A 26,999-nucleotide genomic window follows, 5' to 3' on the forward strand; every position below is an offset into this window, starting at 1 on the left:
GGGGCCCTACTCGTCCGTTTCGCCGCTTTCCTCGGTCGGCTCTTCGTCGTCTAGTTCGGAATCGTCCACTTCGGCTTCGTCCTCGTCCGTCGGTTCGTCCTCGTCGTTTCGCTCGAGCGCCTCATCGAGTTCCCGCTCGCGCTGGCGTTCCTCCTCGTCGTCGGCCTGCTTGTCTCGACTGTCTTTAGAGTCTGCCATCGGATCGGGTACGGCCGCAGGCGGGATAACACTGTGGCAGTCGATACCGTCCCTCTGCAGACGAGACCGCTCACGGAGCCGTCACCGATAGCTCGTGGGGCGATACGGACGGAGTGCGGCCGCGTTCGGCACCACTCGAACGAGCGACGAGGCTGGCTTGTACGCCACGCGCTCGCTCGGCGATTTCGCCGCGGTGAGCTTCCAGAACCCGGGCGAGTCGAGCTGCAGTCGACACAGGCCCCGCTCGTCGGTCCGCACCGATTTCGTGTCGGTCGAAACGACGGCTCCCTCGACGGCGTGTCGTCGATTATCGCGCACGCGGACCGTAATCTCGGTCCCGACCGCTATCTCTCTCCGCTCGAGGTCGATCCGGAGCTGTCGAGTGACTCTCATGCGTGATGGTACCACGGCTATCGTGAAAGACAGCAACTTGCGCATTCCGGGGCGGTCGAGACGACCGACGACGACTTTCAGTCCGAAACGACGACGTGTGCGTCGTCGGGGTCGAATCCGACCGTTAGTTCGTCCCGTTCGGGAACCGCGGGGAGCCGGAGGACGATCCGCGCACCGTTCCATCGACCGTTGACGCGGACGGTTTCGCCGAGAAATTCGCTGGTCTCGACGCTCACCGTCAGCTGATTGCGTTCCACGGACTGTGAGAGCGCACCCGGCCGCACGCAGAAGGCGAGCCGATCGGTTCCGTCGGACGCGGGCAGCGTGAACCGTTCGCCATCGACTTCGACCCGCGCGTACTCGCCCTCGCGGCTCCGAACCTCGCCGTCGAAGACGTTGTTGTCGCCGACGAACTCCGCGACGAACCGCGTCGCGGGCTCGCGATAGATCTCCTGCGGACGGCCGACCTGCTCGACGCGGCCGCCGTTCATGACCGCGAGCCGATCCGAAATCGCCAGCGCCTCCGCCTGATCGTGGGTGACGTAGACGGTCGTGATCTCGAGGGCGGACTGAATCCGTTTGATCTGCCTGCGCAGCGATTCTCGAAGCTGCGCGTCGAGCGCGCTCATCGGCTCGTCGAGCACGAGCAGGTCCGGAGCCGGCGCGAGCGCTCGAGCCAGCGCCACCCGCTGTTGCTGGCCGCCGGACAGCTGGTCGGGGCTTCGGTCGCCCATCCCCTCGAGGTCGACCGACTCGAGCAGGTCGGCGACGCGTTCGTCGACCGACAGCCCGTCCGGCGGCTCACGAAACTGGAGGCCGTAGCCGATATTCTCGGCGACGCTCATGTGCGGAAACAGCGCGTAGCTCTGGAAGACGACCCCGACGCCCCGACGCTCGGGTGGGACGCCGGCCATCTCGCGCCCGTCGAAGCGGACGGCTCCCTCGGTCGGCTTTTCGAATCCGGCAATCGTTCGCAGCGTGGTCGTCTTTCCGCACCCGGAGGGACCGACGAGGGTGAAGAACTCCCCGTCGCGGATCGTCAGATCCACGCCCTCGAGCGCGACCGTTCCGGTGTCGTCCGCACCGTAGACTTTCGATAGGTCCTCGAGGCTGAGCCGGGTCATCGCTCGAACCTCCCGCCGACGCGGTCGACGACGACGAAGCTCGCGGCCGTGACGCCCAACAGCACCGTTCCCATGGCGATTGCGGGACCGGAGCGACGGCCGAGATAGCGCTCGACGGCGACGGGCATGGTGTACGTCTGACTACCGCTGGCCAAAATCACCGTCGAAGAGAACTCGCCGATCGAGATGGCGAAGGCGAAGGCGGCACCGGCGACGATGCCACTGGCCACCAGCGGGAGTTCGATGTCCCGGAGCGCACGATATCGGGAGGCTCCGAGCGCTCGAGCGGATTCGATCATCGCCGGATCGAGATTCGACAGGAGCGGCGAAACGTTGCGCGTGACGAAGGGGTAGGCCGCGACGGCGTGGGCGGCGACGATCGCGACCGCGCCCGTCACCTGAAATCGCCAGCCGCCGGGCAGCGGGATGCCGAAGACGAGTCCCTGCAGCAGGCCGATTCCGAAAACGACGCCGCTGACCGCCAGGGGAAGCATCGCGAGCGTGTCGACGATGGCCCCGCCCCGGCCCGCGCGGACCGTCACCACCGAGACGACCACGCCCATCGGCACGGCGACGACCAGCGTCGCGACCCCGAACAGGAGCGAGTTTCGGATCGCGATCCACGGCAGCGTCTGGTAGTCGGCCCCCTCGAGCTGGCGCTCGAGCAGGAACGCGTAGTGACGCAGCGTGAACCCGCTTCCGTCGGTAACGCTCCCCGCGACGAGGCTCGCCATCGGACCGACGAAGACGACGACGGCGATGAGCCCGTAGCCGACGATCGCCAGTCTGTGGGGCGAGAGCGCCGTCCGGAGATCCGGAAAGAGCGGTTCTCGAGACGGTGCAGTGGCCGCTCGAGCCAGCCCGGAGTGGGCGGACTCGTATCGGAGATAGGCGTAGGTCAGTGCGAGCGAGAGCATCGTCTCGAGGATCGCGAGCGTCGCGGCCTCGGCGTAGGCGAGCTGCCGGACCCGATCGTAGATCCAGACCTCGACGGTCGCGAGCTGGAGACCGCCCAGCGCGAGGACGATGGGGAACGTCATGAACGTGAAGATGAAGGTCAACAGCGCGCCGGTGAGGACGGCCGGCAGGAGCTGTGGGACGACCACGTCGCGAAACGCCCGGCGGGGACTCGCTCCGAGACTGCGGGCGGTTTCGACGGTCCGGACGTCGACGGACTCCCAGGCGGCGACGGTAACGCGGGCCACCAGCGGCGCGTTGTAGAACGCGTGGGCGACGATCACGATGGCGAGCGGGTTCCACTCGATGAACGGGAACGGGCCGAGTCCGCCGATCGCGAGGAGGCGGTTGAGCGTCCCCGCCCGCCCGAACATCGCGTAGAAGCCGACGGCGACCATGATCCCCGGCAGGACGAAGGGCAGGATCGTCAGCGATCGCAGCGTTCGTCGGCCCCGGAACTCGTAGTTCGCGAGGACGGACGCGGCGGGCAGTCCCAGCGCGACGCTCGCAACCGTCGATAGCGCGGCCTGATAGGCCGTAAAGCCAAACAGTCCTTTCCGAAACGCCGGTAACTCGAGACTCGGCCACGGTACCGGCAGCGGAACGCCGGGGAGCGGGTACTCGAGCGAGACCGAAATCGAGACGGCCGCGAGCCAGCCGACGAGCGACTCGAGGTGCGTTCCCACTGCCAGCGGCTCCGCGAAGACGTCCGCGAGGACCCCGACGTAGAACGGGTCGGTGAGGACCGCACGGAAGAACGCGAGCGTCGCCACGCCGTCGTCGAAGATGGCGTTGACGAAGACGACGGCGACCGGCAGGTAGAGCATGACGGCAAGGATGAGAGCCGTCGCGAGCGCCGTCAGGGCGAGCGCGCGGCGCTCGAGCCAGCGGCGAGCGGCGACTGGTCGATGCCAGCGTCGGCCGAAACGGCTGGATCCTCCCGATCGGGACACGGGCCTACTGACTGGCGAATTCGCGCGCCCACTCTTCGACCCAGCCGTCGAGGTTGCCCCGGAGGGCGTCGTAGCCGATCGTCACCGCCTCCGGCGGCACGTGTGCGTACCGGTCGAACTCCTCGTCGAGGTCGACGTGCTCCGATTCGACGGCCGGGAACTGCACGTTGCGCTGGGCGATGACCGCCTGGGCCTCGCTCGAGAGGGCGAAATCGAGGAACTCGTAGGCGAGATCGAGTTCGGCGGCTCCCTCGAAGATCCCCATCCCCTCGGGGTTGGCGTACCCCTGATCGTTCGGGAACGCGATCTGGTGCCGACTCATGTCGTTGCCCGCGTCGGCGGCGAACACCTGATCGGTCGAGTAGGAGACGACCATCGGCCGTTCTCCGTTCATGTACGCGCCGGAATAGGATTCGCTCCAGTCATCGAGAATGCGAACGCCGTTGTCCTCGAGGTCGCGCCAGTAGTCGAGATAGTCGTCCTCGCCGTAGGCGTCGATCGTCCACAGCAGGAACGCCTTACCCGGATCGGAACGCTGGGCGTTCTGGGCGAGCAGCGCGTCCTCGTAGGCCGGTTCGGTCAGATCATCGAGCGTCTGGGGTTCGTCGACGACGGTTTCGTCGTAGACCAGACAGATGTACCCCGTATCGTAAGCGAGCACTCGGTCGTGGGGGTCGCCCATGTCGAGTCCGTCGCGGATCCGCTCGGCGTTGTCGATCCGGTCGACGTCGAGTTCTTGGAAGAGACCGCCCTCCTCGAGGTTGTCGTCGACTTGGACGAGGTCGTCGATATTCACCCCGAGGTAGACGTCGACATCGATCTCGGCGTTCTGCCGTTCGCGATCGATGTAGTCATTGATTGCGTTGTTCGGAACGGTCCACTCCAGCGTGGTGTCGGGATATTCTTCTTCAAACGCTTCCTTGAGCCACGTCCCGGCCGGGTTCTCGCCGTCGACCATCGACTCGTAGGTCGCGATTCGAAGGATCCCGTCGCTATCGTCCCCCTCGTCGTTCCCGTTGCGCGTCAAACAGCCGGCGATGCCCGCGACGGCACTCCCACCGACTGCACCGACGAACGCTCGTCGCTTCATTACCCGGTGGTTGCACTGGGTTGTCTTAAGACTCTTGATCGGTCGACGGTCCGCTCCGAAGGTGTCGCTCGAGCCGAAAGACTTTGTCCACTGGGTGATAGTCACGGATGTGACAGGAATATCGACACAGAACGCACGCGCGGACAGACACCGTCGGTACGTCCTCGCGGGAATCGTCGGCTCGATCGGCGTCGTGACCGGCGCGATTTTGCTCGAGGTGCTCGGGACGATCCTCTTTGCGCTCACTGTGGCGTACGTCCTCATGCCAGTCCAGCGATGGCTCGTCAGGCGCGGGCTCACCGAGTGGACCGGCGCGCTCGCGGCGACCCTCATCGGCTTCGTGAGTGCAGTCGCCGTCTTCTCACCGCTGGTCGTCGCGCTCTACTTTCGGCTCGAGCAGGTCGTCGACCTCGTTGCGTCGCTGCCCCGGGAGTTTTCGGTCTCGATCTTCGGAATGACGTATGCGATCGAAGCGGGTCAGATACAGGCCTCCGCTCTCGACTTCCTCAGCGGGGCCGCGACCTCGTTCGCGCTCGCGCTGCCGGTGCTCGGGATAAAGTTCGCGCTGTTCGTTGTGCTTCTGTTCGGACTGCTACTCAAGGGCAATGAGGCGGGCCGGGCCGCCATCGCACCGGTTCCACACGACTATCGGGATATCGTCTACGCGCTCGCTCGACGAGCCCGCGAGACGCTGTACGCCATCTACGTCCTGCAGCTGGCGACATCGCTCGCGACGCTCGCCGTCGCATACCCGTTGTTCTGGGCGCTGGGCTACGAGGCGGCGATGACGCTGGCGATCGCCGCCGCGGTCTTGCAGTTCGTTCCGATCATCGGCCCGAGCATGCTCATCGTTCCGATCACGCTCTATCACGTCGCCGTCGGCGACCTCGTCGCGGCGACGCTGATCGGCATCCTCGGCCTCGGCCTCATCGCCTGGCTGCCCGACGTCGCCGTCCGTCCGCGACTCGCCAGACGGTCGGCCGGCTTTTCCGGAAGCCTCTACTTCGTCGGGTTCACCGGTGGGCTGTTCACTCTCGGCGCGATCGGCGTCGTCGTCGGCCCGCTGATCGTCGCCGTCTTCGTGGAAGCCGTCGACCTGCTCGCCGACGAGGTCAACAGCGACGCCACGTTCACCGAACTCATCGAAGACGACCCCGAGGAGCCGCCGAGCGACCCCGGCGGGACGGAGACGACATTCGAGGAGTCGAGTTCACGGATCGCCAACGACTGATACGGGCGGCTGTACGGCATTTCGGCACCCCCGCGACCCCGCATTCGGGCGTGCCGGGACACGGTGACAGCAGACCGTCTGAGTCCCGTTCCGTTCGAACCGACCGCTCGAGCGCACCGACGGTAGACACCGTTCGACCACCGACACTTTTCTCTCTGCTACCCTTTGGTTCGGTATGGTTCGGAGCCGAACGATCGTCAACGCGGGCATCGGCGCTATCATCGGCGTCGTCCTCGGTTTTATCCCGTTCTCGCCGGTCCTTGGCGGCGCTGTGGCGGGATTTCTCGAGGGACCGGACGAACGAGCGGGAGCGGTCGCGGGCGCGCTAGCCGGAGCGATCGCGTTCCTCCCCATCGCGGGGATCGGGTTCCTCCTCTTTGGCTTTCTGAGCCTCGGACTCGCCGGTGGCGTCCCCGTCGAAGGGGTCGCCCTGTTCGCGCTCGTGATCCTCGGCGTCGGCGCCGTCGTCCTCCTCTACACCGTCGGGCTGTCCCTGCTCGGTGGCTATCTGGGGGCGTACCTCGCGCGGGAGTATCCGGACAGCCACCGCCGAACCCGGGAAACGGTCGAATTCGAGACTGATTCGGCGGACGATTCCCGCGCGTCCGGTTCGACATCGACTCGAGACCGCGAGTTCGGCCGCGAATCCGACTCCGCGCTCGAGGGTGGCGACTCGAGCGGACGCCGGAACGATCGATACGCGGACGGAGATCGCAACCGTGGCTCCGAGCGAGAGCCGAAATAAATCCCTCGAGCCCCGTTCTTCACTCGTATCTCAGCGCGTCGATCGGATCCGTCCGCGCGGCCCGCCAGGCCGGATACAGCCCGGCGAGAACCCCGACGAGTATCCCCACGGCGATGGCGATCGCGACGTACTCGATCGGGTAGACCAGCGGGAGATCGACGTACTGCGCCCCGAGATAGCCGCCGACGAGCCCCAGCCCCGTCCCCAGGATCGCGCCGATCACACCCAGAATCACCGATTCGGTCAGGAACAGGCCGAGCACGTCGCGGTTTTGCGCGCCGACGGCTTTCATGATCCCGATCTCGCGGGTCCGCTCGGTGACGCTGACGAGCATGATGTTCGCGATGCCGATCGACCCGACGAGCAGGGAGATGGCCGCGATCCCGACGATGAAGTTCCGCAGGAGATCCAGCACGTCCTGAAGCTGGCCCAGTAGCTCCGTACTCGTCCGAAACTGTACCTCGAGATCGTCGCCCAGAAGCTCGCTCGCGTCGGATCGATCGCTCTCGAGGTAGCTCGTCGCGCTCTCGCGGGCGGCATCGATATCGGACTGGTCGGTCGATTCGGCCTCGATGATGATCGCCAGAAACCGAGCGTCGGTGCCCGTGTCGGCCCCGTTGCCACCGCTTCCGTTACTGGCGCTTTCGTTGGTGACATTCTCGTTTCCACCGCTCCCGTTGCCGTCGCTCTCGGTTCCGCCGTCGCCGTTACTCTCACCGTCACCCCCGAACCCCAGCCCGGCCGCCTGTTCCGCGTAGTAGGGATCCGTCGGCACGTAGATTCGCGGCGAGGACTCGAACCCCTCGAACGGGCTCAGTCCCTCGCTGGTATCGGTGATGCCGACCACCTCGAGGGTCGTTTCTTGGCCGCCCAGTATCGTCACGGTCAGGTTGTCGCCGACGCTGACGTTCTCCTCGAACTGGCCCGCCGCCGCGGGGTTGATCACCGCCTCGCGCTCGCCCATCTCGAACTGCCTGCCCTCGACCAGCCGCTCCTCGCGGATGTACGACGGCCCCGACGCGATCAATCCGTTGCCCTGTGCGACCTGCTCCTCGCCGTTCGAGATCGCCTGCGTCTGAATCGTCGCGTAGCCGTAGGCCGCCTCGACCGCCTCGAGGTCCTCGACCGCCGCGAGGTCGTCCGGCGTGAAGACTGGCTGGGCACCCGCTAGCGGGCCGCCCTCGGTATCGGGTTCGGCGGCCCAGCCGTAGACGTTGCGCTGATCGTCGGGACTGATGTCACCGATCACGCCGGCCTGCAGGCTCGCACCCAGCGTGACGAACGTGATCACCGCGGCGATGCCGATCACGATTCCCAGCGTCGTCAGCGCCGAGCGGAGCCGATGGCCGCGGATCGACCGCCACGCGAGCCGGAGGCTCTCGAGCGGGTTCATTCGGCGTCGCCTCCACCGTTCCGCCGTCCTTCGCGTCCCGATCCGCGGTCCGTCGTCGGTCCCGTCCGCGACTCGCCGCTTTCCTCGAGTTCCTCGATCCGCTCGATTCGTCCGTCGAGCAGGTGGACGATCCGATCGGCTCGCTCGGCGACGTGGCGCTCGTGCGTGACGACGAGCATCGTCGTCCCGCCGCCGTGGAACTCGTCGAAGAGGTCCAGAATATCCGCCTCGGTTTCGGTGTCGAGGTTCCCCGACGGCTCGTCGGCCAGCACGATCGCCGGGTCGTTGACCAGCGCCCGAGCGAGCGCCACCCGCTGGCGCTGGCCGCCCGACAGTTCGTTCGGCAGGTGGTCCGCTCGATCGGACAGGCCGACGCGCTCGAGCAGGTCTCGCGCACGCTCGCGGCGCTCGGACCGGCCGACGTTCTGGAACAGTTGGGGCAACGCCACGTTCTCGACGGCGTTCAGCCGCGGCATCAGGTTGAACGTCTGGAAGACGAAGCCGACTTCGGTCCCCCGTAAGCGGGTCCGTTCGCGATCGCCGAGCGCCCCGACTTCCCGACCCCCCACGACGACCGTGCCCTCGGTCGGCGTATCGAGACAGCCGACGAGGTTCATCAGCGTCGACTTTCCGGAGCCGCTCGGTCCCATGATCGCGGTGTAGGATCCCCGTGGGACCTCGAGGGAGACGCCGTCGAGCGCGTGGACCGGCTCGCCGATCCGATAAGTTTTGCGGACGTTCGAGAGGGAGACGGCCGTGCCCGAAGTCGCCATGTGCGTCCGACCACGGACGGTCCAAAAAAGGTTCGGCGCGACGGCGACCCACAAGCGGTCACTGACCGCGAATTGCGGGCGACTTCCCTACCACTCGCTACTGACAGCACCGTCCTGTGACGGTTCCGAACTCGTCACGTCACTGCGGATAACGACGTAGATTATGAGGGCGATAATCCCCAGCGGTGGAAAGAGGAAGAGGAGTCCGGCAACGCCGATCGTCCACAAGAGTTCGTTGTTTTCGCGTTTCGAGGCGTCCTTGTAAACCCAGTAGGCGATGCCGATCGTGATGAGGAGAAGGACCAACGTCCCGATGAGAAAGTACATCATCAGGTCGCCTGTGTCGGTCTGTAAGGGGTAGAGGGCGTGCTCCAGCATTATCTCACCTGCCTCGAGCGGCCGATCGTTTGGATGCGGGACCATCGGTGTCGGTCGATACCCGCTCGACCGACGGGACGTGGAGTGCGTTCGTTCATTGTGTCACTCTCCACGTGATATACAATAAACACTAATTAAAGGTCTTTCCATTGACAGCACGACGGGCCGCTACGATACCAACGGCGAGTACGGCCGGTCGTCCGTCGTATCGCCGTTCACCGAAGGCCGAGGGTGCAGGCTGTTCCGTCCCCCTCGTTTCGCCGCTTCCCGGGCCGATGAGGCAATCTATTTGTATCTAGGAAAACTTTGATACTTAAACAGTGCCCTCTATCGACATCTCGAACGTGACGAAGCGGTACGGTACCGAAACGGCCCTCGAAGGGCTGGATCTCACCGTCGAACGCGGCGAGATCTACGGCTTCCTCGGCCCGAACGGCGCGGGCAAGTCGACGACGATCAACCTCGTACTCGACTTCATTCGGCCGACCGAGGGCGAGGTACGCGTCTTCGATCTGGACGCCCAGTCGGACAGCCTCGAGATCCGCAAGCGGACCGGCATCCTCCCCGAAGGGGCCGAACTGTACGACCGGCTGACCGGCCGTCAGCACGTTAAATTCGCGATCGAGTCGAAACGAGCCGACGACGACCCCGACGAACTCATCGAACGGGTCGGGCTCTCGGCCGACGCGGCCGAGAAGAAAGCCGGCGGTTACTCGAAGGGGATGGCCCAGCGGCTGATGCTCGCGACGGCGCTGGTCGGCGACCCCGACCTGCTGATCCTCGACGAACCGTCGACCGGCCTCGATCCGAACGGCGCTCGACAGATGCGCGAAATCATCCGCGAGGAGAACGCCCGTGGCGCGACCGTCTTCTTCTCCTCGCACGTCCTCGGCCAGGTCGAAGCGGTCTGCGACCGCGTCGGTATCCTGCGTGACGGCGACCTGATCGCCGAAGACACCGTCGACGGGCTTCGCGACGCCATGCCGAACGAGACCCGGCTTCGCGTGATCCTCGACCGCGTCCCGGACGACTCTTCGGCCGCGCTCGAGGCGGTCGAATCGGTCGACGGCGTCTCGTCGGTGACGCCCGAGGGCCGAACCATCATCGTCACCTGCGAAGACCGGGCGAAGACGACCGTGTTGCACACCATCGAGGAGTACGGCGTGACCGTCGAGGACTTCGAAACCGACGAATCCTCGCTCGAGGACCTGTTCATGGCCTACACGTCTGATTCGGCCAGTAGTACGGGGGTGGTACAGTGAGTTCGATCATCGTCGCGAAGAAGGATTTCCGCGACGCCATGCGATCCCGCGTGCTGCTCGGCCTGATCGCTCTGTTCTCACTGTTTACCGTCGGCGGCGCGTTCCTCGCGTCGCGGCTATCGGAGCTGTTCGACTCGGGCGGCGGCGACACGACGATGGATTTGATCCTCGCGTTGCAGACGCCCGCGGGCTTTCTCGTGCCCGTTATCGCCCTGGTCGTCGGCTACGGCGCGATCGCCGGCGAGCGAGAGAGCGGGAGTCTGAAGTTCCTCCTCGGACTGCCACACCGTCGCCGTGACGTCGTATTGGGGAAGGTTCTCGGCCGAACGGCGGTGGTAGCCGTCTCGATCCTGATCGGCTTCGGCGTCGGTCTGATCGGACTCGTCGCCTTCATCGGTACGGTCTCGATCGTCGACTACGTTGCCTTCACGCTGGTGACGGTACTGTTCGGGTTCGTCTACGTCTGTATCGGCGTCGGTCTCTCATCGATGACGCGGTCGACGACCAAAGCCGCGGTCGGTGCGTTCGGACTGGTCGTGCTGTTCTGGTTCCTCTGGAGCTTCCTCGCACAGGCGCTGCTCTACGTCATCGAAGGCGAGTTCTTCCCCGACACGTTCCCCGACTGGTTCCTCGCGATGAACTCGTTGACGCCCGACGCCGCCTACGGCTCCGCGATCGCTGCCGTGCTCAGTGACAATCAGTTCACGGTTGCCAGCACGTACGAGTCCATGGGCCTGACCGACGGAACGCTTCCGTTCGTCGCCGAGCCGTGGTTCGGTTTCGTCCTGCTGGCCGTGTGGGCCCTCGCCCCGCTCGGATTCGGGCTCTGGCGGTTCGATCGCGTCGACCTCTGACCGACGCCGCCGAGCTACAACGTTTTTCCCGTCGCCGCTCGCTTGCATAGCCATGAAGACGGAGGGTGGCTCCACCGCAGCGAAACGACGCGCCGGCGAACGTGCGGTCGAGGAAGTCGAAGACGGATCCGTCGTCGGGCTCGGCACCGGCTCGACGACCGCCCACGCGATCCGGGCCCTCGGCCGCGCCGTCGACGACGGTCTCGAGATCCGCGGGATTCCGACTTCCTTCCAGTCCCGCGAACTGGCCCTCGAGGTCGGAATTCCGCTGACGGAACTCGACGCGGTCGACGGCGTCGACCTCGCGATCGACGGCGCGGATCAGGTGGTCGACGACCGCGACGCGACGGCTCACGGCGCACTCATCAAGGGCGGCGGCGCGGCTCACGCGCGCGAGAAACTCGTCGATGCAGCCGCGGACCGGTTCGTCGTCGTCGCGGATCCCTCGAAGTTGACCGACCGCCTCGAGCGGCCGGTCCCACTCGAAGTCCGTCCCGACGCCCACACGGTTGTCGCCGAGCGGATTCGGGACCTGGACGGCGAGCCGACGCTCCGGGACGCCGAGCGAAAGGACGGCCCGGTCGTGACCGACAATGGAAATCTGGTGCTCGACTGCGCGTTCGGCCCGATCGACGATCCCGACGCGCTGGCGACGCGGCTCTCGGGGATTTCGGGCGTCGTGGAACACGGCCTGTTCGTCGGGCTGGCCGACGCGACCTACGTCGGGACCGACGAGGGTTGCGAGGTGCGGCGCTACTGATGCGGGGGCTACTGAACCGTCTTTCACTCCGTCGTCTCCCGGCGGTCGCCAGCCGCGTTGCGCGGCGCGTTGACCGGCCGCGAGAACAGCCCGGCGATCAGGTAGACAGCCCCGAGTAGGCGAGTCACTGGTATCACCCATCGCTTCAGCTCGAGCTCGTCGGCGTTCTCGTAGGCCGCTCCGAGACCCCATTCGGCGACCGTTCGCGGGAGTAACGCCATGAGACAGCCGCCGATGACGATTCCCGTCTCGAGCCCTTCCGGTAGCCCATCGTCACGGGAGAGTAGCCAGACGAACGCCAGCCCCTCGAGTCGTGCGATCGGGATCGTCCATTGTCGTAACTGACCCCGATCGGGGTTTTCGAACGCGAGTCGTTCGCCGAAATCGATGAGCAGGTCGGGCGCGATCACCTCGAGCAGGCCGAACCCGATCGCCAGTGTTCGTTTCGTGTCTCGCATTGGTTCTCTGTCGGTAGTGCGGTTCGTGGTCGGTGGTGCGGTACGTCGGCGGTGCCGTCTCTGTACCGTCGGCGTGTTCGCTTGTCAGTGTCTCGGGTCAACTCGAGCGGAGGCGGAGTCGGGGCCGAGGTGACACCCGGTCCGATTCGTCGTGCGTCTCGTCGGTCGTCGTTCCCTCGTCGGTGCTTCGGGAGAGCAGCGAGACGGTCAGGTAGAGCACGCCAAGCAGGCGCGCCGCGGGCTCCACCCAGGGCCGTAACTCGAGTTCGTCGGTATTGACGTACACGAGGTGCTGACTGAGCGTGATGATCGGCCGCGGGACGAGTACGAGCGCCAGCCCGGCGAGTCCGAGTCCGGCGGTGACCAGCGTGGATCCCTCGCGCCCGCGGACGAGCAGCCAGACGAAGAGCAGTCCCTCGAGTCGAGCGCCCGTCAGCGCCAGCGGTCGCCGCTGGGTCGCGGCGGGGTTTCGCAGGCCGATACGCTCGCAGATCTCGATGACCGGCTCCGGGACGATGATCTCGACGAGGCCGAAGGCGATCAGGAGTCTCCGTAACATGTCCTGCTCGTACCACGGCGGGAGGCAAAAAACTCGAGCCAACGATCCGGGGGCCACCGAACGGGGACCAGCCCGGCGATCGGTTCAGTGGCTACGCTAGTCGGCTTGCGTCCGCAAAAAATCGCTCAGATAGCGAGCCTTACAGGTCGCGGGGCTGGACCGTCTTCCGGTCGTTAGCCTCTGCGCGGCGGGCGGCGTCGTCGAGCAGTTCCGAAACTTCCTCGTCGAGTGCGTCGTAGAAATCCGAGGCGACGTTTTTGTCATCGAGCGCTTCCTTAACAGCGGCTTTGACGATAAGGTCTGCCATACGATGTATTCGTTTCGCGTTACCCCATATAAGGATTCTGCTTAGAGACGGAAATACGGGGGTTGCAGCGGTTGATTCGCCCGTTTCGACGACCCGAATCACCGGAAAGTATATGTTCGATGAGTGGCGGACTCGATTTTCGACGCTATCGAACCGGTTGATCCGGCTCGCGCGCGGCCCTCCGGGGCTCGCGCGCACGTTCAGCGACTGGGGGACCGCCGGTCCCGGTTCGTCTCGAAATCGGGTCGACGGATTCGAGTACGTCGGTCGCGGAGGACGAGTATGCGCGAACTGCTCGAAGCCGTCGCCGACGGCTCGCTGTCGCCGGCGGCAGCCGAAGCCGAACTCAGAGGCTACGTCACTGGCGAGGCGGGCCGGTTCGATGCTGCCCGCGACCGACGTCGCGGGGTCCCGGAGGCGATTTTCGCTGAGGGGAAGACCACCCCACAGATCGTCGCACTGGCCGAGACCGCGCTCGAGACGACGGGGCGGGCGCTGCTCACGCGCGTCTCCGACGAACAGTTCGAGCGACTCGAGGCCCACCTCGACGAGACGGCTCCGGCGGCGACTATCGACCGACGAAGCGGGTCAGTTCGGGTAACGACGCCGGCGTACGACCCGCCGTCGCTCGACGCAACGGTCGGGATCGCAACCGGTGGGACCGTCGACGGACCGGTCGCCGACGAGGCGGAACTCGTCTGTCTGGACGCCGGTGCGACGGTCGACCGGGTCGATGATATCGGCGTCGCGGCGCTTTCCCGGATGCTCGACCAGCTCGATCGATTCCGCGCGGCGGACGTGTTGCTCGTCGCCGCCGGCCGGGAGGGGGCGCTACCGACCGTCGTCGCCGGCCTCGTCGACACCCCGGTCATCGGCGTTCCGGTCTCGAGCGGTTACGGCCACGCCGGGGACGGCGAGGCGGCACTCGCCGGGATGCTCCAGTCCTGTACCGTGCTGTCGGTCGTCAACATCGACGCGGGGTTCGTCGCCGGGGCCCAGGCGATCCTGATTGCCCGGGCGATCGATGCCGCTCGTGACTGACATGCACACCTAGTTACGGAAAAATAGTTTTCACTATCGAAAACTCACACAGTGTTTGGGGAAGGATATTTAACCGTTCACCCGGTACGTTCGAGTACCGGCTTCGGCCGGTGTGACCAATGCCCAAGTGTGACCACTGCGGCGCGCACGTCTCCGAACGGTTCGCACGCGTCTTCGCTGACGAACACGGCGAGATCCACGCGTGTGTTAGCTGTTCGGCCAACGCCGGAATCGCGGAAGCCGCGAAAGAGCGCGCTCGCGGCACCTGACCATCGCGATCGACGACCACACGAGTAACAACCACGCGCCCCCACCGAACCGGACGCTTTTTGCGCTTCCCCACCTGGCCACGAGCGATGGCCGATCACGTCGTCTACGTACTCGAGTGCGCCGACGGATCGCTCTACACCGGCTACACGACCGACCTCGAGCGCCGCGTCGCCGAACACGATGCCGGCGAAGGAGCGAAGTACACTCGCGGACGAACGCCGGTCGAGCTCCGATACCACGAGCGGTTCGACTCGAAGTCGACCGCGATGTCCCGCGAGTACGAGATCAAGCAACTGCGCCGCGCGGCGAAGGAACGGCTCGTCGGCCTCGACTGAAACCCGACCGCGATCGCGGTCGGTAGCCAGCGGTTCGTTGCTCTTTCGGTATCCGGCGATTCGTTGCTCTTTCGGTCGCCGGTCAACGCTCCGGCGCTCCCGACGCCGTGAGCGAGTCTCGTCGTCGTCACTATTATCTCGAACACATCGTCCGAAAAATAGATGAGTCAAGAGAATAATCGTTCTCTCGAGATGCAAATCGATGTCGTCGACGACCTCAGACAGCCCGAATACACCGGTGAGAACCGATGCGAACCGTGTACCGTCCTGAATCTGGGTATCGCGGCGGTACTCGGCTCCGTCATCGCGCGGAAATCCCGCCTCGGCGGTCTCATCGCCGTCGGCATTTCGGTGGGATTGATCTATCTCCGGGGATATCTCGTCCCCGGAACGCCGACGCTTACCAAGCGATATCTCCCGCCCGAAGTCCTGCGCTGGTTCGGCAAGGAACCCGAACCGGACGTGGCTAGCGGTCTCGGGGGCGTCGACCCCGCAGCCGACACCGGGGACGTGACCAGCTTCGACGAGACCGAGGCGCTCGACACCGACGACGCTGGCACCACCGCCGGCGAATCGACTGCACCCGAGGAGGAACCGGCCCCCGTCGATCTCGAGACGCTGTTCCTCGAGCACGATATCCTCGAGCCCTGCGACGATCGGGATGACCTCTGTCTCACCGCCGACTTCGAGGCGGACTGGTTCGACGAGATCGATGCCCTCGACGAGTCGGGCATCGACGCCGCGGCGGCCGTCGATGCGTTCGGATTCGACGCCGATCCCGACGAGTTCGAACTCAACGAACGAGGCGAGTCCTGGTCGCTCCTCTCCCGGTCCGGTGCCGCGGGCCGCTGGCCCTCGCGGGCCGCCTTGCTGGCCGATATCGCGGCGAGCCGCGCCCTTGAGCCGTGGGTTCCCGACTGGTCTGCCTACCCCCCCGAGACGAGAGGCGAGGTACTCAACGGCCTCCGGATGTTCCTCGAGACCTGTCCGTCCGGCGGCGACGTGCGGATGGGTGAGGAGGTCGTCGAATCCTGCTGTACGTCACACCAGGTCGTCGCGGTCACCTGCGAGGAGACCGGCGAACGGCTCTTCGAACAGCGCCTCGCCGACGTCGACGCCTGACCCGGCCCCCTCGTTCGATTCCGGCCGTCGCGAGTCGCGCTCGCCGGTCCGTGCCGTCGCTTTTTTCGCACCGGCTGTCGACCACCGCACCATGGAGACGATCAGTTTCGGCACCGACGGCTGGCGGGCGACGCTCGAGGAGTTCACGGCCCCGCGGGTTCGGATGGTGGGGCAGGCGGTCGCCACCTATCTGACCGACGAGGGGATAGCGGGGCCGGTCGCGGTCGGGTACGACGCCCGGGAAACCTCGCGCGGGTTTGCCGAGGAGTTGTCGCGAGTGCTGTGTGCGAACGGGTTCGACGTGTTGCTCGCGGATCGGGATCGGCCGACGCCGCTGGTCGCCTACGCGATCGTCGACCGCGACCTCGCGGGCGGGCTGGTCATTACAGCCTCGCACAACCCGCCGGAATACAACGGCGTCAAGTTCATCCCCGAGGACGGCGCGCCGGCCCTGCCCGCCGTCACGGACGCCATCGCGGATCGTCTCGCCGACCCCGACCCGCTCCCCGAGGGCGAGCACGGGACGACACGCGAGGTCGACTTCGCGGAGCCCCACGCGGACGCCGCCCTCGAGCTGGTCGAGTCGATCACCGGCAGCGCCGACCTCTCGGGGCTGACCGTCGCCTACGACGCGATGCACGGCAGCGGGCGCGACACGACCGATGCGCTCCTCGAGCGCGCCGGGGCCTCCCTCGAGCGCTCTCGCTGCGAGCGCGACCCCGAGTTCGGCGGTGGCTCGCCCGAACCCGCCGCGGAGAACCTCGCGGACCTGATCGCGGCCGTGACGGACGACGAGAGCGACGTCGACCTCGGGATCGCCAACGACGGCGACGCCGATCGTATCGCCGTCGTCACGCCCGGACGCGGCTATCTCGACGAGAACCTGTTTTTCGCCGCGCTCTACGATTACCTGCTCGAGACGGAGTCGGGCTCGGTCGTCCGGACCGTCTCGACGACCTACCTGATCGACCGGGTCGCGGAGGCCCACGGCGAGACCGTCCACGAGGTCCCGGTCGGCTTCAAGTGGGTCGCCGAGGCGATGGGCGAACACGACGCCCTCGTCGGGGGCGAGGAGTCCGGCGGGTTCACCGTCCGCGGGCACGTCCGCGAGAAGGATGGCGTCCTCATGGCGCTGCTCGCGAGTGCGATGCACGCCGCGGAACCGCTGGACGAGCGGGTCGATCGGCTGCTCTCCGAACACGGCACCGTCGTGCAGGACAAGATCAGCGTCGACTGTCCCGACGAGGAGAAAGCGCGGGTGCTCGCGGACCTCGAGGACGAGATCCCCGAGACCGTGGCGGGAACGGCAGTTGAGGACGTGAACACCGCCGACGGGTTCAAACTGCTGTTGGCCGACGGTTCGTGGTTGCTGGTTCGACCCAGTGGAACGGAGCCCGTGTTGCGGGTCTACGCCGAGGCTGCGGACGAGGATCGGGTCGGGAAGTTGCTCGAGGCGGGTGAAGGGTTGCTCGAGCCGCTCGTGTAAGTATTCGAGTCTCTGTAGAATCCGTTCTATCGTCTCGATTACGACCGATAGAACGTGACTCGACTACCTCGTCGACGTGTGAACTAGTCGCTAACGTTTCTGCCAGTTCCGATAGATGTCTTGGTAGCCGTGTAAGACACGGGGCACATATTTCACGCGGCCAGTCGTTGCGAATCCGTCGTTACCGGTTGCCGAATCGGTAATCGTATCTCGGCACGATCCGATATGCACCGTTGGTTTCTCGGCACGATCCGATATGCACCGTTGGTTTCTCGGCACGATCCGATACGCACCGCTGGTTTCGTTCATCAGTTTTCGTAACTGACGATGGAACGGAACCCGCCGTACGACATGCGTTCCGTGTCGAAGGGCATCTCCTCCTCGAAGTTGTCCGGATCCATCGCGGGGTCCTCCATCACCTTCGCGTTCACCTCGTCGCGGTGATCCCGCGACTCGAACACGATAAACGAGAACACGACCGTCTCGTCGTCTCCGGTATCTGCGAGTTGTGGGAAGGTCACCATCGACATCCCGTCCATGTCGGGTTCCATGTCGTCTCCGACCCCTTCGAAGTACTCGAGAGCACCGTGTTCGATCCAGAGTTTTCCGGCCTCGTCGGCCATTTCGCGGTACGCATCGAGTTTATCGTCCGGAATCGGGATAACGAAGCCATCGACGTAGCGTTCCATAACCTTCGTCACTAGGACGCGACGGAAATTGAATCTTTTCTCACACCAACAGATATCTCTCTCACCGGTAGATATCGGTCCGTTGAATATCTGCTCCGTATTTACCAGTCCGTGGTTGACGACATTCGGAGAAGATGTGATTCCTTCGGCAACCGAACAACCTGTACTGGGCGTTCAACGGATATTAAAGGAATCTAAACAGTTCTTTGCGCTCCGTTGTCCCTAGTCCACTCGCTCCGCGGGAACGCCGACGACAGTCGCGCCCGGCTCGACGTCGTTCGTGACGACCGAGCCGGCGCCGACGGCCGCGTTTTCGCCGATCGTTATATCTCCCAGCAGCGTCGCGTTGGCACCGAGCTGTGCGCCCTCCTCGACCGTCGGATGGCGCTTGACCGGCTCGTTCGTGTCGCCGCCGAGCGTGACACCGTGGTACATGTGGACGTCGTCGCCGATTTCGGCGGTCTCGCCGATGACGATGCCCATTCCGTGATCGATCGTGACTCGCCGGCCGATCTCCGCACCCGGGTGGATTTCGACGCCGGTTAGCAGTCGGACGACGTTGGACAGCAGCCGTGCAGTGAGTTGAAAACCGGCGTTCCAGAGCCGATGAAGCAGCAGGTGCGCCCAGACGGCGTGCAGCCCGGGATAACACAGCAGGACCTCGAGGTAGCCCGTCGCGGCCGGGTCGCGCGTGGCCATCGCGCGAACGTCCTCACGAATTCGTCGGACCATCGCTCACCTCGAGAGCCGACGGAGCGGTCGCGACACGACGCCGTCGAACCGCGCTCAGACGGGGTGAGCGACAACACCGGCCTGCGGCGCGCTGAGGATGGTTCCGCTCGGTACGCACGGGTGGGCCGGTGGATACCATATCCGATCGTAGCTGTGGGAACAGTGTAAAAGGATTCGTTTCCGTCCCTTCTCGGCTCACTCGCCGCGAGCCAGCCGCGTTCCGATTCGATCGGGCAATCCGGCTTCGTCGACTGCCTCCTGTACCGCATCGATATCGTACTCGACGCGGTGGGTCTCGACGGTCAGCGCGTCGAGGTCGAGCACTGCGTAGCCCGCCCGCGGATCGCCGTCGCGGGGCTGGCCGACGCTGCCGGGGTTGACGACGATACCCTCCGCGAATCGTTCGACGCCCTGCACGTGGGTATGGCCGAGCACCAGGACGTCCTCGTCGCCGAGCAGCCGCGGCGAGAAGTCCCTCGGATACGTGTATCGCGTGTACCGGTCGGGATCGTCCGGATGTCCGTGGACGAGTTTCACTCGCCCGTCGCATGCGAGGCGCTCCGCCGGAAGGTCGGCGAGCCACTCGAGTTGCTCGTCCGACAGCTCCCGTTTGGCGTATTCGACGCCCGCACGGGCCATCCCGTTGAACCGAAAGGGTGCATCTCCGGCGACGGCAGCGTCGTGATTTCCCATCACCGTCGGCACGTCCCGCGCTCGCATTTCGTCGACGCAGTCGGCCGGCCAGGGGTTGTAGCCGACGACATCACCTGCACAGAGGAGTTCGTCGACCGGCGGCATGTCCTCGAGGACGGCCTCCAGTGCGACCCGGTTGCCGTGGACGTCCGAGATGAGTCCGACCTTCATGTCCGGACGTAACAATCGCGAGGTGTTTGTAGGTTGGCAGGGAGGGGACGCAGAAACTGTTCAATGGAGGGAAGCAACGTATCGCTCCAGACCAGCCAACCAGCGTGCGGTGGCGCGCGCTTGAAGCCGACCGAACGAGAGTGAGGGCGGCTGACGACACTGCGCGAGGGATGAGCGAGTGCAACGAGCGAATCGGCTGGGGAGGGCGTGGCGATCCCCTGTTGCCACGATAGCAGGTCACTTCTTCATATATATTCCCATCAGAACCCACTGCACCATTCACACGTCTATTGAACGATCGCAATCGACCCTCGAGCAATTCCGCGTCGATCAGTCGCCGTTCTCGATCGCCGTCTCGAACCCGTCCTCGGTCCGAGCCACGCCGGCCGCACAGACCGCGTGTTCGAACTCGAGGCCGTACGCCTCGCTCGCTGCCTCCGAAGCCCCGTCGGCCTCGAACTCGAATGCTTCGGGGTCATTCTTCTCGTAGGTCGCGACCAGCGTCGGCTCGTCGACGGTCTCGACGAGCAGCGCGTCCTTCCGAACCGTCCCGATCAGCGCCTCGCCGTCGCCACCGATTGTCGCCGCGATCCGGGGCGTATCGTAGTCGTCCTTCTCGTAATCAAGCGCCAGCAGGCTCTCCGCCAGCGCGTCGCGGGCGGGGTAGCCCAGCTCGAGTTTCTCCGCGATCGGATCGACGTGCGAGCCGTTGCCGAAGGCGGCCGTCTCGCCCGTCGGCGTCTCGACCACCCGCAGGCAGTTGTAGGAGACGTAGGGGTTGTCCGTTTCCGGCGCGTCGTCGGTGGGACCGACGGTGAGCGCCTCGTCTCGAGCGGTGATTTCGCGATTCGGGAACGACCGTGATGAGACGCGATACGCGCCCACCTCGGGGCCGACGATGACGAACCGTCCGATGTACATACTCGCAGGTGCGCGAGAGAGGGGAAAAGGGATGTCGGTTCGTGCTCGTAGCTCGTCTTCGTCGGTGCCGTTTCCGAACGCGCTCGCGAGAGTTTATATCGGAAGGCGCGGCGAACGGCGGTGTGACGACGGAAGCGGAGTGCCTTGAAGCGCTGCAGCGGGCCGCAGAACAACTTGGCGAGTCTCCAACGAAGGCGCAATATGAGGAGTTGGGGTTGACGCCGGTTTCTGCGACGATTATGAAAATACTGGACGGGTGGAACGCGGCGAAAGAGCGTGCAGGATTAGAAACGTTTGATCCGTGTGTGACGGGCGGACAACCCGTCCAGCCGAAACCGGATTGGATCGATATTCCCGATGACGTCGGGTGGCATGAACTCACGGGCCAACAGCGCTGGTATTACAAAAACCGAAAGGAACGCATCGAGCGAAAGGATCGTCGCCGGGCGGAGATCCGTCAGTGGCTCTATTCGTACAAGAACCGGCACTGCGAGTGTGTCCGGTGCGATGAAGATAGACCGCCTTGCTTGGATTTTCATCACCCAGACGAGAAGGAACACAGTATCGCGACGATGGTTGCCAATGGCTACTCGAAGGCGAGTATTCGCGAGGAAATCGAGTGCTGTATCGTCCTCTGTGCGAATTGTCATCGACTGGAATACCACGACTCAGAGCTGACCACCTGAGTTCGTAACACTCTAATACGGAAGCCGACTATGCTGTAATACCTCGTCGAAAGCCGACCCGACGAAACATGTCAAGTCCATTAGGGTAGTGGCCAATCCTGAAGCCTTCTGGGGGCTTCGACGCTGGTTCGAATCCAGCATGGACTACTTCTCTCTCGTTTCGCCTCGAGCACTTCCGTACCCCTGTCTCCCGTTTTCCAGTTGAAACGAAGGGGTCTCGCGGTAACTGTTGCGTCACCAGAAGCCATATCTCTCTGTCCTCGCTATCTATTCAGTATGAACCGACGGACGTTCCTCGCTGTTGGCGGGACAGCAGCGATCGGCGGAGTGGCTGGTTGTCTCGGCGGCGATGGTGGTAGTGACGGAGATGGGTATGGTCCGGAGCCGGAGACGATGCCTGAAGAACGATCGATCGATACCAGCACCTATCAGACAAAGGAGTACGAGGGTGTTGACGTACCGCTGGCACCGATCGCCGACGTCTTCTACTGGTACCAGCGACAGGAGGCTCGGGTGGCCGATGCGCGCCAATCGAGTCAGTACGAGAAGGCACATATTGCCGGTGCACCGCTGAGTCCCGCTCCGGACGGCAACTCGGACGACCCGGTTTCGGATTGGTCCAAAGACGATCGCATCGTGACGTACTGTGGTTGCCCCCACCACCTTTCCGGATTGCGCGCTGCGTGGCTGCTCGACAACGGCTACGAGGAGGTGTACGCGCTCGACGAGGGATTTCAGGCGTGGATAAACGCCGGCTATCCGCTCAGGGGATCGGACGTCTCTGAAGATCGGGCGACATACAGCATTCACGGCCAGTCCGACGCCGCCTACGCCGGCGAGATGGTCATGCTCGAGCAACTCGACGCCGAGCGCGCTGAAGCAGCACCGATCGCCGACGACGGCTCGTACACGTTGCAACTCCACTACGCGGGCTCGACCGACTCTCGATTCAGAGTCGAAGCGCCCGACTACACGACCGAGGGAACGCTCGAGGAACTGACGAGCGCTACTGTTACGGCCTGAGACTACGATTCTGGTCGCTCGTAGGCACCCTCCCGCTCGAGTTCGCCACGTCTCCGAACCACATCGGGCGTCCGGCAGAGCCCCGGGGCACCCGTCACCTGCGGTACCGTACAGTTGTTGCAACTCTCACAGAGCACGCGCGGCCCCTCGTCTCCCGACTCGGCCTCGAGCAGCCGCGCCCCTAACCGCGGTTCGGCGTAGAAGGGACGGGCCATGCCGACCATGTCGCAGGCGGGCGGTGTGTCGTTCGCGTTTGTGCCTTCTGCCCCGCCCCGCTCGCTCGAGCCGAGCAATCGATCCATCTCCGCCCGTCCCCGAATCCCGCCCTCCGCGAGCACGGGAATCGACACCTGCTCGCGTACGCGCCGACAGAAGTCCTCGTTCCACGCGGGCTCGAAATCGTACTGGAACGACTGCACGCGGTTCGCCAGGGCGACGAGCCGCCGTCGCGCCGACCCGCCGAAGGCCGCGTCGTACTTCTCGCGCAGCGCCTCGTTGTTCCACGCCCGATCAGGATACGCCCCGCGGACGATGCTCATGTCCCAGACGACCGACGTCTGGACCGGCACGACCGCGTCGTAGCCGATCCGCTCGAGTCGACGAGCGATTTCGATCCCGTCTGCGAGCGAGAGTTTCCGGCGAACGAGCGGCGACGGCGGCGCGGGCGTCTCGGCCGGCACCTTCGTCATCAGGGGGATGTCCCCCGCCCGTTCGCGGATCTCGTCGTGGACGACCGCGAGAAACTCGAGGCGGGCCTCCGGCGAGCCGCCGAACTCGTCGTCTCGCCGGTTGTAGAAGGGAGAGAGAAACTGCTGGACGATCCCCATGTTCGCGCCGGCGAGGTGGATCCCGTCGTAGCCGGCGTCGACGGCTCGAGCGGCCGCGCGGCCGAAATCAGCCGCGAGATCGTACACGTCCGCAGTCGTGAGGACGTGCGGATCGTACTCGAGGAATCCGAGTCGATCGAGCAGCCGCAACTGCCACGGCGGTTCCGAGACGGCGAGTTGCTCGAGGTCGGAATGCTCCCGACGATACTCGGCGTGCCAGGTCTCCATACTTCGAAGCCCGCCGTGCTCGAGCTGGACGAAGACCCGACTCCCGTGGTCGTGGATCCGATCGGTCAGTCGCAACAGCCTCTCGACGAAATCAGCGTCGTGGACGCGGGTCATCCCCGGCGCGGCACAGCCGCCCTCGCCCCGAACGATCGTCGCTCCCTGACAGATGAGCCCGACGCCCGACGCCGCGGCGGGCTCGAGGTCGTCGATCAACGTCTCGACCGCATCGGGGCCGTTGCCCGCACACTCGAGCAGTGGCGCGCGGTAGAGCCGGTTGGGGATCGTGAGATCGCCGATCTCGATGGGGTCCTCGAGGGTGGCCATGGCCTAGATGTCGGTCGGATCGCACAAGAGCGTGGCGTCGACTCCCGTCTGACGGCCGGTTGCCGCCTCGTCTTCCGCCGTCTCATCTTCCGCCACCTCGCCTTTCACCGGTTCACTTCTCGACCTCGAGCAGGGCGACCCGTTCGCCGACCAGCGCCGACAGCGACGCGTCGGTGGCCCCGCGTTCGGCATCGGTGATCTCGAAGAACTCGCAGAGCGTCTCCTCGTCTTGCGACTCGAGCGTCGGCTCCCGTTCGACGAACGCGTTCAGTTCTTCGAGATCCTCAAGCGCGGCCGCTTCCGTATCGCCGGTATCGCCGTCGACGAGTACGACTGCCCGATTGTCTCCCTCGCCGACGCCCATCTCGAGCGCCCGATCGATCTGTCGCCGGCCGGCGGCGTACAGCAGCATCTCGACGGCGCGATCACGGGCGACGTTCTCGCCGCGCTCGATGGCGCGATCGGCCAGTTTGACGGCCCGCTCGAGGTGGGGACGGTCGGCGACGTACCGCGAATCGAACGCCTGAATCGTCACGCCGTGGCGGTCCCCGACCTCGCCGATTTCGGCCACGAACGAGTCCAGATCGTCGATCGCGAGCCGACATTCGAGTAGCTCCATCAGAAATCACCCAGGCTCGCCTGACTGTCGTCCGGGTCCGTCGACTCCGCCGTCGTCGCGTCGCTCTCTGCATCGTCGCTCGAGTCTCCGATCGGCGCTCCACCTCCCGACTCGGACGGTTCGACGCCGTCCATCGAGGGATCCTCGCGGCCGGCGTTCTCGAGGATGGTTTCGGCCGTCTTCTCCCCCTTGAGCACGCTGAGAACGACGCCCTTGTCCGCGGTCCGCAGGTCCGCAGGCTCCTCGATTCCCGCGTCGTAGAGTCGGCGAGCGCGCTTCCGGCCGACGCCGCCGACCGAGACGAGTTCGAGGAGTTCCTCACCGACGCCGTGTTCGACGCGGGCGCGGGCCTCTCGGACGGCGACGGTCCACTCGCTGTCGATCTCCGCGGCGAGCGACTCGGCCGCACCGAGCAGCCACTCGGCGGTGTCGACCTTCCCGCGGAGGTCGCCCGGGCCGATCTTGTATCGGTCGGTCAGCTGCTCCTCGTCGGTCTCCGCGGCCCAGTCCTCGAGCAGTTTGCCCGTCTTGAGCGCGGAGAGCCAGTCCTCGAAGCGCTCCTCCTCGAACTCGCTGGGTGCGTCGCCCAGCAGCTCGGCCTCGCGCTCGTAGTAGAGTTCGCCGAATTTCTCGTCCTCGCCCGATCGGAGGTAGAGCTCGTACATGTCGGGCGTCCGCGAGACGAGCTGGTAGAGTCCCAGCGCGGTCGGGCGCTCGTCCGCCCGCTCGAGCCCGTGGACGATCGTCGCGGCGCTCATCGGATCCAGGTAGAGTCGGGAGACGGTGTGGCCGAGGCTGGTGGCCTCGAGCGACTCGTCTCGACCGGTATCGTCAGCGAGGTCGGCAGCCGAGGTGAACGCGCCGCTGGTCGCTTCGTCGCCGCTCTCGTCACCGCTATCGCGCTCGATAAAGTCGTTCGACTCGAGGTACTGCAAGACCGTATCGGTCACCGTCTCGAGCCGGCCGGCTTCGGTCGACTGGCTGGCGTAGAGGGTGGCCTCGAGGAACTCGAGGAGCCCACCTCGCGTTCGAGCGAAGCCGGAGGCGATGGTTGCGAGTACGTGGGTTCGTAGCGCGGGCTCGGCTGCCAGCTTCGAGCGCACCGGTTCGGGATCGGCCCAGACGTAGCGGTCGAACAGCTCCTCGCTTTCCTCGTGGCTCTTGGCGAGCAACACGGCCTCGCCGTAGGGGTCGAGCCCCGGCCGACCCGCCCGTCCCATCATCTGGTGGACCTCGAGGACGTCCAGAGGTGCCATCCCGCCGGCGCTGGGATCGAAGCGCCGCCAGTCGCGGACGATCACGCGGCGGGCCGGGGTATTGACTCCCGCTGCGAGCGTCGGTGTGGCCGAGATCACCTTCAGGAGTCGGTCGCGAAAGGCGTCCTCGACGATGCTCCGCTGGGTGCTCGAGAGGCCGGCGTGGTGAAACGCCGAGCCGCGTTCGACGGCCTCGGCAAGGTCCTTGCTGGTCTCGGTGTCGCTATCGTCGCGGATGTCGTCGGCCAGCTCGGCCAGTTCCGTCTGTTCCTCGGCGGTCAGTTCGTTCCGCGAGACTCCGCCCAACCGTCTCGCAGCGGCCTCGGCGTTCCGACGGGAGTTGACGAACACGAGCGAGGAGCCCCCCTCCTGGAGGATGTCGCGAACGAGCGCGGCCTCCTGCTTCTCGCTACCTTCCACCGGAACCTCGCGGGTCGAGCCGTCGTCGAAGTTCAGCGCGTTGCCGTAGTGGACGCCCATCTGGAGGTCGATCGGTCGCCAGTCGGTGTCCACGAGTGCGGCGTCGAGCCAGTCGGCGATCTCGTCGGCGTTGCCGACCGTCGCCGAGAGCGCGACGACCTGCATGCGGGGGTTGAGCTTGCGGAGTTTCGCGAGGGTCACCTCGAGCGTCGGCCCCCGGTTCCGGTCGTCGATGAGGTGGACCTCGTCGCTGACGACGCAGGTCAGATCCGAGAGCCAGTCGGCCCCGTTTCGCACGAGTGAGTCGACCTTCTCGCTGGTGGCGACGACGATGTCCTTCGTCGAGAGCCAGTCGCTGGTGCTCTCGTAGTTGCCGGTCGTCACGCCCGTCGTCACGCCGAAGCGCTCGTAGGCTTCGAACTCCTCCTTTTTCTCGCTGGCGAGCGCTCGCAGCGGGACGATGTACAGCGCCTTCCCGCCGCGCTCGACCGCCGACAGCATCGAGAGCGCGGCGATCATCGTCTTCCCGCTGGCGGTGGGGACCGCGGCGACGAGGCTCTCGCCGTCGGTCGCGCCGGCCTCGACCGCCTCGGCCTGTGGCGGGTAGAGCTCCTCGATGCCGTCGCTCCGGAAGTGGTCGACGGCACCGGCCGGGAGCCCCGTCAGCTCCTCGATATTCATTACCCGTCCTTGGCGCGTCCCGCGGTTTAAAGTATCGTCT

General features: G+C 65.4%; 30 protein-coding genes and 1 tRNA gene. 13 read left to right on the forward strand and 18 right to left on the reverse strand.

The features are described 5' to 3' along the window. Positions 1-6: 6 nt before the first annotated feature. From LDH74_RS16960 to LDH74_RS16980, 5 genes are all read right to left on the reverse strand, one after another. A complete protein-coding gene (locus LDH74_RS16960; protein ID WP_226039873.1) occupies positions 7-198 on the reverse strand; it encodes a hypothetical protein in 192 nt (63 codons plus the stop codon). Between the two features lie 81 nt (positions 199-279). Next, positions 280-591: a carboxypeptidase regulatory-like domain-containing protein gene (locus LDH74_RS16965; protein ID WP_226039874.1), complete on the reverse strand. Its 312-nt coding sequence runs from the start codon at positions 589-591 to the stop codon at positions 280-282. A 77-nt stretch (positions 592-668) separates the two neighbouring features. Further along, on the reverse strand, positions 669-1,715 hold the full coding sequence (locus tag LDH74_RS16970; protein ID WP_226039875.1) for an ABC transporter ATP-binding protein: 1,047 nt from the start codon (positions 1,713-1,715) through the stop codon (positions 669-671). Continuing rightward, positions 1,712-3,625 carry an iron ABC transporter permease gene (locus LDH74_RS16975; protein WP_226039876.1) on the reverse strand — a complete coding sequence of 638 codons (1,914 nt, stop codon included), beginning with the start codon at positions 3,623-3,625 and terminating at the stop codon, positions 1,712-1,714. Before LDH74_RS16975 ends, LDH74_RS16970 begins: the two co-directional genes overlap by 4 nt. 4 nt (positions 3,626-3,629) lie before the next feature. Then, a complete protein-coding gene (locus tag LDH74_RS16980; protein WP_226039877.1) occupies positions 3,630-4,715 on the reverse strand; it encodes a thiamine ABC transporter substrate-binding protein in 1,086 nt (361 codons plus the stop codon). Positions 4,716-4,824: 109 nt separating this feature from the next. On the opposite strand from LDH74_RS16980, the gene LDH74_RS16985 reads away from it, so the two are divergent. Next, positions 4,825-5,946, forward strand: a complete 1,122-nt coding sequence (locus tag LDH74_RS16985) for an AI-2E family transporter (RefSeq protein WP_226039878.1) — start codon at positions 4,825-4,827, stop codon at positions 5,944-5,946. Between the two features lie 175 nt (positions 5,947-6,121). Continuing rightward, positions 6,122-6,691, forward strand: a complete 570-nt coding sequence (locus LDH74_RS16990) for a DUF5518 domain-containing protein (RefSeq protein ID WP_226039879.1) — start codon at positions 6,122-6,124, stop codon at positions 6,689-6,691. 19 nt (positions 6,692-6,710) lie between these two features. Here LDH74_RS16990 and LDH74_RS16995 read toward each other — a convergent pair whose 3' ends face one another. The 3 genes from LDH74_RS16995 to LDH74_RS17005 form a co-directional block, all read right to left on the reverse strand. Beyond that, the gene (locus tag LDH74_RS16995) at positions 6,711-8,084 is read right to left on the reverse strand and encodes an ABC transporter permease (protein ID WP_226039880.1); all 1,374 of its coding nucleotides are present in this window, start codon (positions 8,082-8,084) and stop codon (positions 6,711-6,713) included. After that, positions 8,081-8,857: an ABC transporter ATP-binding protein gene (locus LDH74_RS17000; protein ID WP_226039881.1), complete on the reverse strand. Its 777-nt coding sequence runs from the start codon at positions 8,855-8,857 to the stop codon at positions 8,081-8,083. The genes LDH74_RS16995 and LDH74_RS17000 overlap by 4 nt, the downstream gene beginning before the upstream one ends. Before the next feature lie 87 nt (positions 8,858-8,944). Beyond that, a complete protein-coding gene (locus LDH74_RS17005; RefSeq protein WP_226039882.1) occupies positions 8,945-9,280 on the reverse strand; it encodes a hypothetical protein in 336 nt (111 codons plus the stop codon). A gap of 275 nt (positions 9,281-9,555) precedes the next feature. Between LDH74_RS17005 and LDH74_RS17010 the strand changes: the two genes are divergently transcribed. Genes LDH74_RS17010 through rpiA form a run of 3 tightly spaced genes read left to right on the forward strand, consistent with a single transcriptional unit; the run spans position 9,556 to position 12,111 of the window. Beyond that, positions 9,556-10,497: an ABC transporter ATP-binding protein gene (locus LDH74_RS17010; RefSeq protein WP_226039883.1), complete on the forward strand. Its 942-nt coding sequence runs from the start codon at positions 9,556-9,558 to the stop codon at positions 10,495-10,497. After that, on the forward strand, positions 10,494-11,351 hold the full coding sequence (locus LDH74_RS17015; RefSeq protein WP_226039884.1) for an ABC transporter permease: 858 nt from the start codon (positions 10,494-10,496) through the stop codon (positions 11,349-11,351). The genes LDH74_RS17010 and LDH74_RS17015 overlap by 4 nt, the downstream gene beginning before the upstream one ends. A gap of 52 nt (positions 11,352-11,403) precedes the next feature. Beyond that, positions 11,404-12,111: a ribose-5-phosphate isomerase RpiA gene (gene rpiA, locus LDH74_RS17020; protein WP_226039885.1), complete on the forward strand. Its 708-nt coding sequence runs from the start codon at positions 11,404-11,406 to the stop codon at positions 12,109-12,111. A gap of 23 nt (positions 12,112-12,134) precedes the next feature. Here rpiA and LDH74_RS17025 read toward each other — a convergent pair whose 3' ends face one another. The 3 genes from LDH74_RS17025 to LDH74_RS17035 all read right to left on the reverse strand — a co-directional run bounded on the left by LDH74_RS17025 (position 12,135) and on the right by LDH74_RS17035 (position 13,435). After that, complete coding sequence (locus LDH74_RS17025) at positions 12,135-12,569, reverse strand: hypothetical protein (protein ID WP_226039886.1); 435 nt, start codon at positions 12,567-12,569, stop codon at positions 12,135-12,137. Positions 12,570-12,666: 97 nt separating this feature from the next. Beyond that, the gene (locus tag LDH74_RS17030) at positions 12,667-13,128 is read right to left on the reverse strand and encodes a hypothetical protein (protein WP_226039887.1); all 462 of its coding nucleotides are present in this window, start codon (positions 13,126-13,128) and stop codon (positions 12,667-12,669) included. A 139-nt stretch (positions 13,129-13,267) separates the two neighbouring features. After that, positions 13,268-13,435 carry a DUF1931 family protein gene (locus tag LDH74_RS17035; RefSeq protein ID WP_008013450.1) on the reverse strand — a complete coding sequence of 56 codons (168 nt, stop codon included), beginning with the start codon at positions 13,433-13,435 and terminating at the stop codon, positions 13,268-13,270. Positions 13,436-13,717: 282 nt separating this feature from the next. Between LDH74_RS17035 and larB the strand changes: the two genes are divergently transcribed. From larB to LDH74_RS17060, 5 genes are all read left to right on the forward strand, one after another. Then, positions 13,718-14,476 (forward strand): nickel pincer cofactor biosynthesis protein LarB, encoded by a 759-nt coding sequence (gene larB / locus LDH74_RS17040; protein ID WP_226039888.1) that lies wholly within the window; start codon positions 13,718-13,720, stop codon positions 14,474-14,476. A gap of 119 nt (positions 14,477-14,595) precedes the next feature. Then, positions 14,596-14,745 (forward strand): hypothetical protein, encoded by a 150-nt coding sequence (locus tag LDH74_RS17045; RefSeq protein ID WP_006184973.1) that lies wholly within the window; start codon positions 14,596-14,598, stop codon positions 14,743-14,745. An 87-nt stretch (positions 14,746-14,832) separates the two neighbouring features. Beyond that, positions 14,833-15,081, forward strand: coding sequence for a GIY-YIG nuclease family protein (locus LDH74_RS17050; protein WP_226039889.1), 249 nt, complete (start codon positions 14,833-14,835; stop codon positions 15,079-15,081). A 192-nt stretch (positions 15,082-15,273) separates the two neighbouring features. Then, positions 15,274-16,203 (forward strand): hypothetical protein, encoded by a 930-nt coding sequence (locus LDH74_RS17055; protein WP_226042551.1) that lies wholly within the window; start codon positions 15,274-15,276, stop codon positions 16,201-16,203. 91 nt (positions 16,204-16,294) lie between these two features. After that, a complete protein-coding gene (locus tag LDH74_RS17060) occupies positions 16,295-17,689 on the forward strand; it encodes a phosphoglucomutase/phosphomannomutase family protein (protein WP_226039890.1) in 1,395 nt (464 codons plus the stop codon). A 308-nt stretch (positions 17,690-17,997) separates the two neighbouring features. Here LDH74_RS17060 and LDH74_RS17065 read toward each other — a convergent pair whose 3' ends face one another. The 4 genes from LDH74_RS17065 to LDH74_RS17080 all read right to left on the reverse strand — a co-directional run bounded on the left by LDH74_RS17065 (position 17,998) and on the right by LDH74_RS17080 (position 20,895). Next, positions 17,998-18,378 carry a DUF1428 domain-containing protein gene (locus LDH74_RS17065; protein ID WP_226039891.1) on the reverse strand — a complete coding sequence of 127 codons (381 nt, stop codon included), beginning with the start codon at positions 18,376-18,378 and terminating at the stop codon, positions 17,998-18,000. 222 nt (positions 18,379-18,600) lie between these two features. Further along, on the reverse strand, positions 18,601-19,110 hold the full coding sequence (gene cysE, locus LDH74_RS17070) for a serine O-acetyltransferase (protein WP_226039892.1): 510 nt from the start codon (positions 19,108-19,110) through the stop codon (positions 18,601-18,603). Positions 19,111-19,305: 195 nt separating this feature from the next. Then, positions 19,306-19,974 carry a metallophosphoesterase family protein gene (locus LDH74_RS17075; RefSeq protein WP_226039893.1) on the reverse strand — a complete coding sequence of 223 codons (669 nt, stop codon included), beginning with the start codon at positions 19,972-19,974 and terminating at the stop codon, positions 19,306-19,308. A gap of 330 nt (positions 19,975-20,304) precedes the next feature. After that, positions 20,305-20,895: an IMP cyclohydrolase gene (locus LDH74_RS17080; protein WP_226039894.1), complete on the reverse strand. Its 591-nt coding sequence runs from the start codon at positions 20,893-20,895 to the stop codon at positions 20,305-20,307. 122 nt (positions 20,896-21,017) lie between these two features. On the opposite strand from LDH74_RS17080, the gene LDH74_RS17085 reads away from it, so the two are divergent. From LDH74_RS17085 to LDH74_RS17095, 3 genes are all read left to right on the forward strand, one after another. Continuing rightward, a complete protein-coding gene (locus LDH74_RS17085) occupies positions 21,018-21,581 on the forward strand; it encodes an HNH endonuclease (RefSeq protein ID WP_226039895.1) in 564 nt (187 codons plus the stop codon). 74 nt (positions 21,582-21,655) lie between these two features. Continuing rightward, positions 21,656-21,728, forward strand: a tRNA-Gln gene (locus LDH74_RS17090). A 129-nt stretch (positions 21,729-21,857) separates the two neighbouring features. Next, entirely contained in the window at positions 21,858-22,604 is a 747-nt protein-coding gene (locus LDH74_RS17095; protein WP_226039896.1) for a rhodanese-like domain-containing protein, read from the forward strand. A 2-nt stretch (positions 22,605-22,606) separates the two neighbouring features. Here LDH74_RS17095 and LDH74_RS17100 read toward each other — a convergent pair whose 3' ends face one another. The 3 genes from LDH74_RS17100 to LDH74_RS17110 form a co-directional block, all read right to left on the reverse strand. After that, positions 22,607-23,983 (reverse strand): NADH:flavin oxidoreductase, encoded by a 1,377-nt coding sequence (locus LDH74_RS17100; RefSeq protein ID WP_226039897.1) that lies wholly within the window; start codon positions 23,981-23,983, stop codon positions 22,607-22,609. A gap of 112 nt (positions 23,984-24,095) precedes the next feature. Next, positions 24,096-24,602, reverse strand: coding sequence for a KEOPS complex subunit Cgi121 (gene cgi121 / locus LDH74_RS17105; RefSeq protein ID WP_226039898.1), 507 nt, complete (start codon positions 24,600-24,602; stop codon positions 24,096-24,098). Then, on the reverse strand, positions 24,602-26,959 hold the full coding sequence (locus tag LDH74_RS17110) for an ATP-dependent DNA helicase (protein WP_226039899.1): 2,358 nt from the start codon (positions 26,957-26,959) through the stop codon (positions 24,602-24,604). The genes cgi121 and LDH74_RS17110 overlap by 1 nt, the downstream gene beginning before the upstream one ends. Between the last annotated feature and the right edge of the window lie 40 nt (positions 26,960-26,999).

Origin of the sequence: Natrinema sp. DC36, from assembly GCF_020405225.1 — an archaeon.
GTDB lineage: Archaea > Halobacteriota > Halobacteria > Halobacteriales > Natrialbaceae > Natrinema.